Below are 14,470 nucleotides of genomic sequence, written 5' to 3'. Positions count from 1 at the left end.
ATTTTCTTAACGTTAAATAGACCCCATATATAAACAGATTGGTACCATTTATTAAAAAATTATGACTTTAGACAATAAAAAACCGCTCAGTGAGCGGTTTTTTGCATTTTTTACTAAAGGAAATTTAGTTAGAACGTGTAACGAGCACCAATTGAGTAACGAGGACCGTATTGATTAGCAAATAAGAACTGCTCTTCGTAACGTCCGTAACCTTCTTCGGTTGCATTATTTAAGTTTATGCCATCAAAAAATACCGTTACGTTTTCGTTTACATCGTAGTTAACGCTCATATCCCATTGGCCATACGCTTTAGCATATTGCGGAGGCGCATCAGCTGAACCTTGCGCTTGGCCAACACCAATTAGGTATGAGTCGCGCCATGCATAAGTAATTTTAACTGATAGGCCGTCTTTTTCGTAAAAGCCTTGGAAGTTAGCTGAGTCACTTAAGCCTGTAAGCGGTGCTTGTTGATCAAGGCTTTCGCTATCAAATTCAACGTCGCCATCTACAAACGTTGCGTTAACACCAACACCAAAACCGGTTTCACCAATTAAGTGCTGAACAGCTACTTCAAAACCATCTACCGATTTACTGTCGGTGTTTTGTGGTTGGCTAATATTCCATGTAATTAGCGGATCGTCGCTGTTTGGTTCAATAACGCCATTTGCATTGCCGTAACCGCTGGCAATCATTTGTGCAAAAATAGCGTCGGTTGTTGCTTGCTCACCACGTGATTCAATATCGCTTACGGCTTGTAAGTAACGAGGGCCGTTTAAAATATCGTGCAAGCCATCAATAGTGGTTTGCGTAATGGTGGTTTGAATAAAGTTATCAACATCTTTTTTAAAGTATCCAACAGACGCGTAGCTACCTTCTGCGTAGTAATACTCAAATGATAAATCAAGGTTTGTTGATACAAACGGCAATAAGTTTGTATTACCTTGGCTACCTGTGCGAGAACCTGGTTTTGGGCTGCCTGTTAAACTACGGCCACCGGCTAAATTACCTAGTGGTGCACGCGACATTGTTTTACCCCAAGATACGCGAGCTACTACGTCTTCAGTTAAATCAACACTTACGTCGATTGAAGGTAGTAAAACATCGTAATCACCTTGTTGTTCTAAGAAGTTATCATCGCCGCCCGCAGCGTATTGCATGATCCACTCTGAAGCGCTGATCCAGTTAACTTGATCTTCAACGCGTTGACGTACAGTACTGGTTACGTCTGTTTGCTCATAGCGTAGGCCTGCATTTACTTTTACGTAGTAGTTACTTACGTCAAACTCCCAGCTTGATTGAACATAAAAGCTATTAGTGATTTCTTCTACGTAGCTTTCGCTGTCAATACCATCCATATATGCATTTGCGGCGTATGCATCGCCGCCTGTCACATCAGCTGTTAAGTAAGCAATTTGGCGCGCAACAGCTTCGTCAAAATCGTAGGTATAGTAGTAACCAGGTTGTAAGTCACTGCCGCCCCCTTCAAATTGATCTAAAAGGCCCGATGTATCGTGACGGGTAAACATGCCGTCTGGGAATATTTCTGTATATGATGGGTTAAAACCTGGGCCACCTACTAAACCACTCCAAGCGGTGTAACCACCTGTGTTTTGTTCTGTACGTGATGCGCCAAATTTAACTTTAACTAAACCAATGTCATAGCTTTCGTTATACCATGTTGTGTGTAGCTGTAATTGTTCAATGTTTGATTCACCCGGCGAGTGAGTAAACTGACTAAAGTTTGAATCAATTTCGCCAGGCGTTAATTCACTTGTGCCATTTAACCAATTAACTTGTGCACTAGGTACTTCGCCCGTGCGGTAATCATAAATTTTATTAGCTAGCTGATCAGACCCTAAAATTACTTGGCCTGCACTTCCCAGCCCGTTGTCGGCGCCGTTATCGGTTTCGTTTTTAGAGTCGTGGTAATCAAGCTCTACGTGCCACGTGTCGCTAATTTCCCAATCTAGGTTTAAACCAAGAGAGCGGGCTTTTACTTCTGTAGTGCCTTTATTAGCTGTGAATGACGCGTCATTACCGCTAATGTCTGCATATACTGCAGTGCCATTTTCATCTAGTTCGTAGCCATTTATATTGCTACCAAAGTCGTTCCAAATACCCCAACCAATGCTTTGAGAGCCGGTAACAGCTTTACTTGCTGTGTAATCAAGTGTTGCTACAAAGCCATCGACCGGTGCGTATTGAAAAGTAACTTGCCCATTTGTACGTTCACGCTCTACATCTTCAATAGAGTAGTTCATGTCTTTAGGGAAGTAGTAGTTACCTGCAGAATCTGTGCGGTTATCAACTACGTTGCTGCTATCTAATTCAGGTAAGTCTACGTTTGCCTGCCAGCCTTGAATATTGGCACTTTGTTTTTGAAAGTCACGCTCTTGGTGCGAAAACGAAAAACCAAAGCCAAAAGTGTCATCTACAAAGGTATTGCTGTAAACAGTAGAAAACTCTGGTGTTACGTCATCGCCAGCTTCGTTCGACGAGTCGTGGTTTGCTTTAACGGTTGCTGAAAAATTTTGACCTGGCTTTTGAAAAGGTCGCGCAGTAGAAATATTAACCGTTGCACCTAAGCCACCGCTTGGCACGTCTGCACGAGCTGTTTTAAACACTTCAAGCGCACTTACGCCTTCAGAGGCAACGTTTTCAAGGTTATACGAGCGTGTATAACCTGTGCCCGGCATTTGGCGGCCATTTAAGGTAATCAAGTTAAACTCTGGACCAAAACCACGTACTGTAATTTGGCTACCTTCACCGTTAGCGCGGCTTACCGATACACCGGTAATACGCTGTAATGATTCTGCTAAGTTTGTATCTGGGAATTTACCCATTTCTTCAGACGAGATAGCATCTACAATACCCGAAGAGTCGCGTTTCATATCCATAGAACGAATAAGTGAACCACGAATACCTTTTACTTCAATAATTTCTACATCAGGCTTTGCTGATATGTCTGCTTCTGCAGCGATAGCTGTGTTTAATGTGCTCGCAGCAATGATGAGAGACACAGAAGCCGCAAGTTGGCTTTTTTTAAAATTGAATGTGTTCATAATAGCTCTGCTTTATAAAATGTTGTTGTGTAGCAATAGGCGCTAAGCGCCCATTGGTGTGTGTTTTATGGATTTGCAATAATCACGTTATCTATACGGTAAAGCGCGCCATCGCCCATGTCCCAGCTAGGAAAAACCATAATTACGTTTAATGCGCTAATGTCTAAGCCTGCATCAAACAATTGCTGAAGAGGGAAGGTGTATGTTTGCCATTCGCCCGTTACAGGTGCTTGGCCTTCAACACTGCTTGATAAAGCAAGCTCTACTGCGCTTGATGTACCAATTGATTCAATTTTAAATAGCCACTGAGCATCAATATTTGAAGGGGCTGATACAACTTTCATATCAAATTGAACTACACCATTTTCAAGTATTGCAGAGGCATCAAACGATACGTCTTCATCAGCTATAAAGCCCATTACTGTAGCAGTAGAACCAATGCTAAATTGCGCTACTGCGCCATGCGCGTCATCATCGGTTTCTGTTGTTGGTGTAGAGCCACCACAACAATCCCAAATACTCCATTGCTCGGCCGCTGCATCTTTAAATACAGTAAGCTCACCCGTTGCAGCTGGCGCTGCATTTGGATTATAAATTTTAACGTTATCTACACGGTAAACAGAGCCTTCACCTGCACCCCATGCTGGGAAAATCATTAATACATCTATAGTACTTACATCTAAGCCAGCAGCTGCAAGATCAGAGAGTTTAAATGTATATGTTTGCCACTCGCCAGTAACTGGTGCTTCGCCTTCAACACTTGCCGTTAATTCAAGCTCTACTGCAGAGTCACCTTCATTTGACTCAACTTTAAACAACCACGGTGTAGCTGGATCGCTAGGCGCTGAGGTTACTTTTAAATCAAATTGAATAACACCTTCATCTAAAATGCTACTAGCATCAAACGATTCGCCTGCGCCACCTGACGATGTGCGGCTATTAAAGCCCATTACAGTAGGCTCTGCACCAATGCTAAATTCTGCGGTTAGACCATGTTCTTCATCATCCATGGCTTCAACTGGGGTTGAGCCACCACAACAATCCCACATTGGCCATGCTAGATTTTGCTCATTTTCAAAAATAGTAAGCTCAGGTGATACGCCTAAGTTATCTTGAGTAATCTCAACATCGTCAATTAAATAAACAGCGCCTTCACCTGCGCCCCATGCTGGAAACACCATGATCACATCAATTGCGCTAATATCTAAATCTGCAGCATCTAAATCTTTTAGTAAAAATGTATAAGTTTGCCATTGGCCAACAACAGGGCTTACGCCTTCAAGACTATCTGTAATCGGCATTTCTACTGCGCTAGAACCTTCATTACTTTCAAGTTTTACAAGCCAAGCTGCATCAGCTGTGCCTGGTGCATTTGTTACTTTCATTTTAAAGCGAACGTAACCTTCATCCAGCATTGGAGATGCATCAAACGGGCTGGCTTTTCCTGCTTCGTCAGTAATAAAAATCTCACGGCTAATAAAGCCCATTACAGTGGGTTCTGCACCTACTACAAATTCAACTACATCACCTTGGGTTTCATCTGCAACAATAGCGGGAGTAGAACCACCACAACAATCCCATGCAGGCCAATTTGGATTAAATGATTCACCAAAAATAGTTAGTGGTGTTGCAATGCCTGTCGAAGGTGGACTAGGGATTGGTGCATCGCCTTCAAGCAACGCATCGTCTAAGCTATTGTAACCTGGGCGAATAGTTTCACAGCCTTTACCTGTTTCAGAGTTTGATGCACATTGATAAACACGTACGTAATCAATAGCAAAGGTTTGGCCATTTTCAAATGCGCTAGCGTCTACACCTAAATCATTAACGTTTTCAGGCCAGTCGCCGCCTACTGCTAGGTTTAGCAATAAGTGAAAGTCTTTATCAAATGGTGCGCTATCCCAGTGCGTTGTAAGTTCGCCAGAACCTTGTTCAAAGTATTCTGCAAACCAACCACGATGTTTTAGGCCTACAGCCTCACCACTTGCATTAGTACGCACTTCTGATTGACGCTGAGTTGCATAAAGGTAACCGTCTACGTACCAGCGAATTTCACCTTCTTGCCATTCAACAGCATACGTGTGGAAATCATCTGCTGGATTAGTATCTTCAGGGAATTTGTATTCTTGCCCTGTGTAGCTGTTATCTGGCCATGAGCGTCCGTAATGAAGTGTGCCATGGATACTAGACTCTATACCGCCATCTTCATCTGGTGTTTTAAGGTTTACTGATTCTAAAACATCTATTTCGCCAGAACGAGGCCAAGTGCCGTAAACTTCATCAGTTGGCAGCATCCAAAATGCTGGCCAGCTACCTTGTCCTGATGGAAGTTTGGCGCGCACTTCAAAGCGACCATATGTAAAGTCGGCGTTGTAACGCGTATTTAAGCGCGCTGAAGTGTAAGGTTTTTCTGCACCTTCTTCAGCGGGTAGGGCAACAATGTTTAACACACCGTCTGCAATAAATGCATTTTGCTCACTGTCGGTGTAACACTGTTTCTCGTTGTTACCACCGCCATCGCAGTTTAATTCATAGTTCCATTTGTTTGTATCAATGGCTGAGCCTTCAAACTCGTCGCTCCAAACCATTTGCCAATCTGATACTGGCTCAGAGGCATCTACATTTTCAAAATTTGATTTAGTGGCAGAGTCACCACCACAGCCAGCTAACGTAACTAAAGAGATAGCGGCAAGTAAACGTGTAATGTGCGTTGTTTCAATGTTCATAACTGAACCCCGGTTTCAACAGATTATTGTCAGATTAATTGTTTTTTGAGCTTTGTTTTTCATGCTGTAAGCGCTTACATTCTAGATTGTGTTTTGTAAGCGCTTACAAATGATATTGTGGAGTACGCAAATGGTCAACATATTTGTTTATTTTATTTACAATTAGTTTACGGTAAGACCAGTTTACCAATTTTAGATTGTATATAAATTGCAATTTATACAATTAGTTATGTTGTTTGTGTTTTTTGATGGGAGCGTGAGCGGAATATTTTTTACGTCAAAAAAGTAGGAAAGGACTTAACAATTAAAAGGTTAGTTACAGGTATATTTATAGTATTTAAGGAGTATTTTGTTTATACCAATCTACATAAAAGCAATTTTAAGTGGATTGGTATTGTAAGAGATAAAATATGCTTGTTTTTACTCGTTTTTACTTGTTTTTACTTGTTTTTAAAAGGCATTGTAAGTAACCTCAAAAGGGACGCATTTTGCTTTTGGCTTGGGTATTCTTTTAAGCCAATATTTATATCTGCGTCGGCTTTTTTTGCTTTATCTTTATAGCTACCAAATAATTTATCCCACCAAATTACACTAAAACCATAGTTTGAGTTAGTTTCACTAACCACTTGGCTATGGTGAATTCGATGCAAAATTTGCGTCATTAGTATTAAACGCAGTGGTTTTTCAATGGCATTAGGTAGGCGTATATTTGCATGATTAAATAGTGCTAAACCATTAAGTGCTATTTCAAAAATAAGTACCGCAATGGCAGGTACGCCAAGAGCTGTTACTGCAATGAGTTTTATAAGTATGCTCAGCACAATTTCGATAGGATGAAAGCGCAAGCCTGTACTGGTATCTACATGTGCATCGGCATGATGTACGCGATGTAAGCGCCATAAAATAGGCACTTGATGAAATAATCTATGCTGCCAGTAAATTAATATATCGAGTAAAAGTATGCTCAATATAATAATTAAACTGCTTGGTAGGGCTATTTGATTAAATAAGCCAATGCCGAGCTCTTGATTGTAAAGTGCCACGGCGGTTAACCCAATAGGGACCACTAAGCGCGCAATAACTGATGAAGCAAACACTAACCCAAAATTAGCAAACCAACGTGTTCTGTTTTTAATAGGTGCTTGGCGAGCTGGCTTTTGCCATTCAAGCAGCATCATTATAATTAAAATACTAAAAAAGCAGCCGAGTCGCCACCATACTTCATTAGTCATTTATTACCTCAGAATTTGCACTGCTAGGCATGTTTTCAGCTGCTTTGTTAGCATCGGCTTCTTGTTGCTTAAGCGTGTGATAACCGCCATGTATACGGGTAAAAATAGTTATGCCACACGCAATAGCAAAAATGCTCGCCATAACCGCAAAGTGCTGCGGCCAAATACAAAATGCAATAAATAGCGCTATTGTTTCAGTGCCTTCGGTTAAGCCGTTTAAGTAGTAAAAGCTTTTATATTTAAATTGCGGTTTTTCGAGTTTAAATTTTTCGGCGGCAATCGCAAAAGCTAAAAAGCTTGAGCCCGTACCAATAAAAGTGGCAAGTAATAACGATCCCGCTATCGCGTTTTGCTCAGGGTTTGCCAAAATAAAGCCAAGCGGAATAGCCGCGTAAAATAAAAAGTCGAGTGTGATATCTAAAAAGCCACCCGCGCTTGAACTTTGGTTTGCGTAGCGTGCTAATGCGCCATCAAGTCCATCTAAAATTCGATTTAAAGCAATGGCAACTAATGCCCCGTACCACATTTCAAATGCCAGTAATGGCACGGCTAATAAGCCAACTAAAAAGCCAACCACAGTGAGCTGATCGGCAGTTATGCCGCGTTTATGCATAAGCATAACCACAGGTGTTAACAGTGGCTTAATTACAGGGGTGATAAATTTGTCTAGCATGTTTGTTGCCTTATGCGTATTAAAGCCACGAATTAAAGTGCGCTATTTAAAGTAATTAGTTTGCCATTTGCAGCGTCGGCATCGCTATGGTCGTGAGTTACCATAATTGCAGGTAGCTTATGATCGCGTATTTGGCTAAACACGAGTTCGCGTGTATCAACACGCAGTTGGGTGTCGAGTTTGCTAAAGGGTTCGTCGAGTAAAATGGCTTTAGGTTCGCTCAGCAGCATACGTAATAATGCAACACGGGCTTGCTGCCCGCCCGATAAGTTATCGGGGTGGCGATTACCCATATCTTTAAGACCTACTTGCTCAAGTGCGTGTTCTATTTTTTCAAGGCGTTGTTTTTTATTACCTTTGGGCATTGCAAAGGCAATGTTACCAGCAACAGTTAAATGAGAAAATAATAAAGCGTCTTGATAAAGCACTCCAATATGGCGCAAGTGTGGAGGGGTGTTATCGATATTTTGACCATTAAGCCACACCTCACCATTGGCCTTAAAGCTACTTGGTAAAGTACCCGTAAGCCAATTTAATAAGCTTGATTTACCACTGCCTGATGGGCCCATAATAGTCAGAATTTCACCGCCATTAACTTGCTCGTTTAAGCTAAGTAACAGCTCATTTTGGCGATAAAGCTGACAATTTTTAATCTGTAACGATGACTGCATTAAAAAACCTTAACCCTGATAGTGTTAAACATGGGTGCTTTAAATATGTGCACGTTTAAACACGTGCACTTTTGAAAAAATATTTAGGTAAACCCCATGCCAGTATAAATCCAATAAGCGGCAGTGCCATTTGCATAATAGCGTACACGGCACTGGTGCGTCTGCTTGCGCCATTGGCAAGCGTAACGGCTTCGGTTGTTATTGTGGCTATACGCCCGCCGCCAGCTAAAAGCGTGGGGAGGTATTGTCCAAAACTAATAGCTAAGCCCAGTGCGGCTGCAATTAAAATAGGGGCAAACAACTGAGGTAGTTTTACTTTAAAAAACACCTTACATGGCGCTGCGCCTAAGCTTGCTGCAACATGAGCAAAACGAGGGTCTAAACGTCTATAGCTGCTCGCAAGTGACAAAAACACATAAGGCAGCACAAATAGTAAATGCGTAAGTACTACATTAAAAAATGCGGCTTGGTTATTTACCAGTTGTTGTATCCATACTAGCCCAAATAAAAAGGCAATACTGGGCACTAATAACGGTAAGTAAATAATTAAACTGGTAAAACGAGAAATAGGTTTGTCACTCAACTGCTCTGATTCTAAACACAATAAAGTAAGAATAATGGCAAATAGCGTGGTTACTAAACCGATTGCTAGCGTATTAAAAAGCGGGCTGCCCATTTGCATTAGCGCACTTTTAAAATGCAGTAGTGTAAATTGTTCAGGCATTGCATCTGGAAAGCGCCAAAAACCTGCAACCGACCACACAACTAAACCAATAAGTGACAACAGTATAAAGCTAATTACTAATGCGGTGAGTACGACCGTTATTTTTTGCCAATAAAATCCGCCGTATTCGCGCACTCCATTAGTGAGCGAGTCGCTAAATAATACTTTTATGGCTTTTTCTCCGGCAAGCCAAAGGGCTAACAACCCGCCTGTAACAGCCAGTTGTAATAAAGCACCTGCTGAGGCTTTAATACGCAGGTTTAAATCAACATCGTTAAACCAATGCATTATTGCAACGGCCAACGTGGGTGGTGTATTTGGGCCTAAAATGAGTGGCATTTCTACACTGGCACTTGCATAGGCAAGCACGGCTAAAAGCGGCAAACGCAACAGCGGATAAAGACTTGGCAGTATTACTTTAAAAAAGGCGGTCATTGGACAATAACCCAAGTTAAGCGCAACCTTATGTTGTTGGCGTAATTTTTTGCCAAGCTCAGGTTGAGCAAGTACGCCCAGTGCCATTAATAATAAAAAGGGAAGCTCTTTTAGTGTTAAGCCTAAAATAATACTAATACCGAATGAATCATGCGGAAACATGCCGTTTGGCGCAAGTTCCCAGCCGCTTAACCAAGGCGACGCTAAGCGTGAAATCATACCTGAAGGGGCAATTAAAAACCCCACCGCAATAGCCGCGGCGGCATGAGGTATCACTAATATAGGGCTCAATAAACGCTGAATTCGGTTGAGCCACGGGCTATTAAAAAACGCAGCTAAAATCATTAAGGTAATGATAAATGCAAGCAAAGTACTTATTAAGCCCGTTGCAACGCTTAAGGTAACCATTTGAGTAAGGCCAGGTGTTTGCCAAAGGGCATTAAAACCTTGCAAGCTAAACGTTGTTTGCTCAAGTACGGGCGCATAACCAAAGGCAGGCAGCAATACGCTAATTAAGCCACCAAGTACGGGTAGTATAAGTAAAGCGAGTAAAAATCGCGGGCTAAATTTTACAATGCGCGTAAACATATCGGTGCTGCACTGCGTTGTTGCTTTGGTATTTACAGGTACACTTTTTGAAATAACGCTCATTGACTTACTCCATAACGGGTTTGCCAACCTTGCATAATGGCGTTTACCCAGCTTGGATGAGGTTCGCTCAATGTGCGTTTAATACTGTTTAAAGGCAGTGCACTTGGATGCGGTTTAGCTGTTTTAAATAAGGCTTGCTGTTCAGGCGTTAACGTTGATTGAATAAGTACGCTTTTATCGCCCCATATATGCGCTTTTTGTTTTTGAGCTTGCGCTTCAGGGCTGAGTAAAAAATTAGCCACTAATTGTGCACTTTGCTGGTGGCTTGCATTGTAAGGGATTGCCACAAAATGGGTATTACTTAAACTGCCATCACTCATTGCGTAACTGCGAATGCTGTTTGGTAAATCATAGCGTTTTACAGCTGCCGGTACTTCTGGTGCAGAAAAAGTAAAGGCTAAACTCAGCTCTGTATCGTCCACAAGGCGGCGTATTTGAGCACCACTTTGCATAAAATGAGTGCCACCACGCCAAAGAGTTGGGTGTAATTTATCTAAAAAGTCCCACAGTGGGTTTAACACTTGCGCTGTATTTTTAGTTGTAATTGGTTGGTTTAGCTGCGCTTTAATGTTTTCGCTGCTTTGCTGGTGCAGTACAACTAAGGCGTATTTTAAAAAGCTCATACCTAAAAAGTCAGGCGGCTTTGGGTAGCTAAAGCGACCAGGGTTTTGCGCGCTCCAGTTTAATAATTCGTTTAATGTCGTCGGCAATTTATTGTTTGCCTTACCATTTATTGCAATGCTGTCGTAATAAAACGTAAGTGACGCTTGCCCCCATGGAGCCTCCATACCATTGGTAGGTAAACCAAAGTCAAAGGTTACAGCAGGGTTGTTAGCCGGATCGGTTAATGCAAAGTAGGGGAGTTTATTAGCCCATTCTTTCAAAAGCAGAGAGTGCTCACGCATGGTGGCAAAGTTAGCCCCGTTGATCCACATTAAATCTACGCTGCCTTGGTTGTTATTGTTTGCTGATTTTTCGGCAAGTACACGGCTTACTGCTTCACTGGTATCGCTTAATTTTACATGCACTAGGTTAATGTTGTACTTAGTTTTAACTTGCTGCGCTGCCCATTGAATATAAGCATTTATTTGCGCGTCGCCGCCCCATGCATAAAAGTATACATCTTGATTGCGACCAAGTGCTTGAACTTGTTGCCAGCGAGATCCCTGTTGTGTGTTAATTACTAAATTACTTTTACTATTTGAGTTAATAGCGGGGTTAGCAAACGCAGTGCTTGAAAAAACAGCTAAATTTACGATTGCAAAAACGCAAAACGCGACACAGCAAAAGCTGTATCGCGCCTGTGTTTGCCAAAACTTAATGGCGAACATTTAAATCCCAGTTGTAGTCTAAAAATTTAACTTTCATGTCATCATTCTTAAGTGCTTTTTGCTGAGCGGGTATCAGTTTAAGCGCATCGCTGTACTGCAAGAAAAACTGCTGTAGCGTGTTTGCACCTCTAAAGCCTTTTTCAAAGTCATCGCCGTACCATTTAAATATTGAAGACACGCTTAGCGTATTTTCTTGAGCCATATTGCGTGTCATATCTGATAAAAAGCGCACTGTTTGCTCTTGCAATTGGCTCTCTAAATCAGTGGCTGTATAGGCTTCTTCTCGAAGCGCTGGGCAACCAATACTCGCGCAATTTACTGCAAAGTGAATACGTGGGTCGTTGTATTTACCGCTGCCACGTATTAAACCATGCTCTATATCATCAAGGCTGCGAGTTTTGCCAAGTAATGGCACAAACTCTTTACTCCATGGTGAGCTAAAAAAGCTCCCTAAGTCTTTAATTGACTTAATATCAGGGTACTTAGTCAATATAAGTTCAACAGTCCACGCATTATAAGAATTGATTAAAAAAGCGAGTTGCTTAGGCTTTTTCCACGCGTCAAATTCGCTTTGCGTTACAGCCGTTAACGAATCTAAATACGTTTTTAGCTGTGCATGCTCACGTTTTATAGCAGCGTAATCAACCTCAGTACTGTGATTATGATTAATAGCGACAACATGCTTATTTAACAATGCATTCCAGCTATCGTGCATGTTTTGGGCTTGGGCCGAAAATGACGTTGCAAACGATGTTACAAATAAAGCCGAACCAAGTAGCAATGCTTTTAGAGGTGTTTTAAACATAATTAACCTCGACGCCAAGTGTGGTATTTTTCAAGCAAGTTAAGCACTTTTTCAGGTGCATGAGCGCGTTTCCATTCACCTGCTGCGTATTTGTTACCTTCAGCCCAAGTAGGGTAGCTGTGTATAGTACCGAGTATTTTGTTAAGGCCTAAACCGTGTTTCATTGCCAGTACAAACTCAGCAATTAAGTCGCCAGCGTGTTCAGATACTACAGTAACACCCAATATTTTGTCTTTGCCTTTGGGTGTAATCACTTTAATAAAGCCTTTTGTAGCGCTGTCGGTAATTGCACGGTCTAGCTCTTCAAATACAAAGCGAGTAATTTCGTAATCTATGCCTTTGACTTTTGCGTCTTGCTCGTTTAAGCCAACACGTGCTACTTCTGGGTCAATAAACGTAGTCCACGGAATAACACGGTAATCTACTTTAAACTTTTTAAGATGACCAAATAAGCCATTTACCGCTGCGTACCAACCCTGATGAGCTGCCACATGTGTAAACTGGTATGGACCTACAATATCGCCTGCTGCAAAAATATTAGGGTACAGTGTTTCTAGGTATTCGTTAGTTACTACTGTGCGGTTTGTTTCAATGCCTAGCTCTTCAAGACCGTAACCTTTAAGGCGCGCACTTCTACCAACGGCACATAATAGCTCGTCGTATTCAATATCTATTTCTTTGTCGTTATGTTTAACAACGATATATTTTTTGCCATCGCGAGCTTCACAGCGAAGTGCTTGGTGCGATGTTAAAATATTAACGCCACTTTCGGTTAACGCTTCGTGAGCAAAAGTAGACACTTCAAGATCTTCTTTGATCATGATGCGCTCCGCCATTTCAATTTGCGTAACGCTTGAACCTAAACGTGCAAAGCTTTGTGCTAATTCGCTACCAATTGGACCACCACCAAGTACTACAAGTTTTTTAGGTGCCTCATCTAGCTCTGCAAATTTATTCCACAATGTATCGCTTGTTACATAGCCTGTTTCTTCAATACCAGGTAGTGGCGGTACAAATGGGCGTGCGCCAGTTGCAATAACAATGGTGCGTGCCGTGAGTGTTTGCGTGCCACCGTCGTTAAGTTTAATTTCTACAGTCCACGGGTCTATTAATTTACCGTAGCCTTTTACAACATCTACGCCTAAGTCAGTGTAACGCTCAACACTGTCGTGTGGTGCTACATCTGCAATTACTTTGTGTACACGTGCCATTACTTTTTTGAACGAAAACTGCGGTGTCGCATTTTCTAGGCCGTAGTTTTCACCATGGCGAATTTGTTCTGCAATTTTAGCGCTTTTAATGACTGCTTTACTTGGAACACAACCATAGTTTAAACAGTCACCGCCCATTTCGCCCGCTTCAATAAGGGTTACTTTTGCTTTAACAGCAGCGGCTATATAACTTGTTACCAAACCACCTGCGCCTGCGCCAATAACAATCATGTTACGGTCGAATTTTTTAGGCTTAGTGTAGTTTTTGTATACGCGACGCTTTTTAAACACGTTTAAGATTCCTTTTGCAATGAATGGGAATATACCCAATAAAGCGAATGATAAGATTAAGTTGAATGATAAAATTCCAGATAAGCTTTCTATTTGCGCCAGTTGTGTACCTGCGTTAACAAATACAAATGTACCGGCGAGCATACCTGCTTGGCTTACCCAGTAGTAAGTCCAAGACTTTATTGAAGTAACACCCATTAGTAAGTTGATTAAAAAGAACGGAAACACCGGCACTAATCTAAGCGTAAATAAGTAAAATCCACCTTCTCTTTCAACGCCTGCATCAATGGCGGCTAATCGCTCAGGAAAACGTTGTTTAATAGTGTCACGTAGTAAGTAACGCGATACTAAAAAGGCAAGTGTTGCGCCAATAGTTGAGGCAAAAGATGCAACCAATAAGCCTTCAACTAAGCCAAACAATGCACCTGCGGCAAGTGTTAAAATAGCGGCGCCTGGTAAAGAGAGAGCAGTTACTACTACGTATAGTAAAAAGAACCCACCAATAACGAGTAACGGTGACTGCTCTTTGTATTGGTTAAACTGATCCATCGATCCTTTTAAGCCATCAAGCGTAAGTAGTTGGTGTAAGTCAAAATGAAAGAACAGGCCGACGGCGGCCGCTGCAATCAATAATAGAAATATTTTTTTAATCATGTTC

9 protein-coding genes are annotated in these 14,470 nt (G+C 41.7%); all 9 read right to left on the bottom strand.

Annotation, left to right across the window (positions count from 1 at the left end; all coding sequences use genetic code 11):
* Window positions 1–128: 128 nt before the first annotated feature.
* The 9 genes from H5118_RS00885 to H5118_RS00845 all read right to left on the bottom strand — a co-directional run bounded on the left by H5118_RS00885 (window position 129) and on the right by H5118_RS00845 (window position 14,466).
* Entirely contained in the window at window positions 129–3,062 is a 2,934-nt protein-coding gene (locus H5118_RS00885; protein ID WP_182747400.1) for a TonB-dependent receptor, read from the bottom strand.
* A gap of 65 nt (window positions 3,063–3,127) precedes the next feature.
* A complete protein-coding gene (locus H5118_RS00880) occupies window positions 3,128–5,788 on the bottom strand; it encodes a glycoside hydrolase family 16 protein (RefSeq protein WP_182747398.1) in 2,661 nt (886 codons plus the stop codon).
* Window positions 5,789–6,228: 440 nt separating this feature from the next.
* Window positions 6,229–7,020 (bottom strand): sterol desaturase family protein, encoded by a 792-nt coding sequence (locus H5118_RS00875; RefSeq protein WP_182747396.1) that lies wholly within the window; start codon window positions 7,018–7,020, stop codon window positions 6,229–6,231.
* Window positions 7,013–7,693 (bottom strand): CDP-alcohol phosphatidyltransferase family protein, encoded by a 681-nt coding sequence (locus tag H5118_RS00870; protein ID WP_024607849.1) that lies wholly within the window; start codon window positions 7,691–7,693, stop codon window positions 7,013–7,015. The genes H5118_RS00875 and H5118_RS00870 overlap by 8 nt, the downstream gene beginning before the upstream one ends.
* 32 nt (window positions 7,694–7,725) lie before the next feature.
* Window positions 7,726–8,364 carry an ATP-binding cassette domain-containing protein gene (locus H5118_RS00865; protein WP_002960109.1) on the bottom strand — a complete coding sequence of 213 codons (639 nt, stop codon included), beginning with the start codon at window positions 8,362–8,364 and terminating at the stop codon, window positions 7,726–7,728.
* Between the two features lie 55 nt (window positions 8,365–8,419).
* Window positions 8,420–10,174, bottom strand: coding sequence for an ABC transporter permease (locus H5118_RS00860; RefSeq protein ID WP_182747394.1), 1,755 nt, complete (start codon window positions 10,172–10,174; stop codon window positions 8,420–8,422).
* Entirely contained in the window at window positions 10,171–11,505 is a 1,335-nt protein-coding gene (locus H5118_RS00855; protein ID WP_182747393.1) for an ABC transporter substrate-binding protein, read from the bottom strand. The genes H5118_RS00860 and H5118_RS00855 overlap by 4 nt, the downstream gene beginning before the upstream one ends.
* Window positions 11,492–12,310 (bottom strand): DUF547 domain-containing protein, encoded by an 819-nt coding sequence (locus tag H5118_RS00850; RefSeq protein ID WP_182747392.1) that lies wholly within the window; start codon window positions 12,308–12,310, stop codon window positions 11,492–11,494. Before H5118_RS00850 ends, H5118_RS00855 begins: the two co-directional genes overlap by 14 nt.
* A gap of 2 nt (window positions 12,311–12,312) precedes the next feature.
* Window positions 12,313–14,466 (bottom strand): FAD-dependent oxidoreductase, encoded by a 2,154-nt coding sequence (locus H5118_RS00845; protein WP_182747391.1) that lies wholly within the window; start codon window positions 14,464–14,466, stop codon window positions 12,313–12,315.
* Window positions 14,467–14,470: the final 4 nt, after the last annotated feature.

The sequence above is a fragment of the Pseudoalteromonas sp. SR41-1 genome, assembly GCF_014164015.1.
Classification (GTDB): Bacteria; Pseudomonadota; Gammaproteobacteria; order Enterobacterales; family Alteromonadaceae; genus Pseudoalteromonas; species Pseudoalteromonas distincta.
Note: the sequence above shows the minus strand (reverse complement) of the source record. Positions and strands in the feature narration are given on the sequence as shown.

Bases quoted from the DNA above. Each gene is read 5' to 3' on its own strand.
- H5118_RS00855 (WP_182747393.1), bottom strand. From the start codon at position 11,505: ATGTTCGCCATTAAGTTTTGGCAAACACAGGCGCGATACAGCTTTTGC.
- H5118_RS00860 (WP_182747394.1), bottom strand. From the start codon at position 10,174: ATGAGCGTTATTTCAAAAAGTGTACCTGTAAATACCAAAGCAACAACG.
- H5118_RS00875 (WP_182747396.1), bottom strand. From the start codon at position 7,020: ATGACTAATGAAGTATGGTGGCGACTCGGCTGCTTTTTTAGTATTTTA.
- H5118_RS00885 (WP_182747400.1), bottom strand. From the start codon at position 3,062: ATGAACACATTCAATTTTAAAAAAAGCCAACTTGCGGCTTCTGTGTCT.
- H5118_RS00880 (WP_182747398.1), bottom strand. From the start codon at position 5,788: ATGAACATTGAAACAACGCACATTACACGTTTACTTGCCGCTATCTCT.
- H5118_RS00870 (WP_024607849.1), bottom strand. From the start codon at position 7,693: ATGCTAGACAAATTTATCACCCCTGTAATTAAGCCACTGTTAACACCT.
- H5118_RS00865 (WP_002960109.1), bottom strand. From the start codon at position 8,364: ATGCAGTCATCGTTACAGATTAAAAATTGTCAGCTTTATCGCCAAAAT.
- H5118_RS00850 (WP_182747392.1), bottom strand. From the start codon at position 12,310: ATGTTTAAAACACCTCTAAAAGCATTGCTACTTGGTTCGGCTTTATTT.
- H5118_RS00845 (WP_182747391.1), bottom strand. From the start codon at position 14,466: ATGATTAAAAAAATATTTCTATTATTGATTGCAGCGGCCGCCGTCGGC.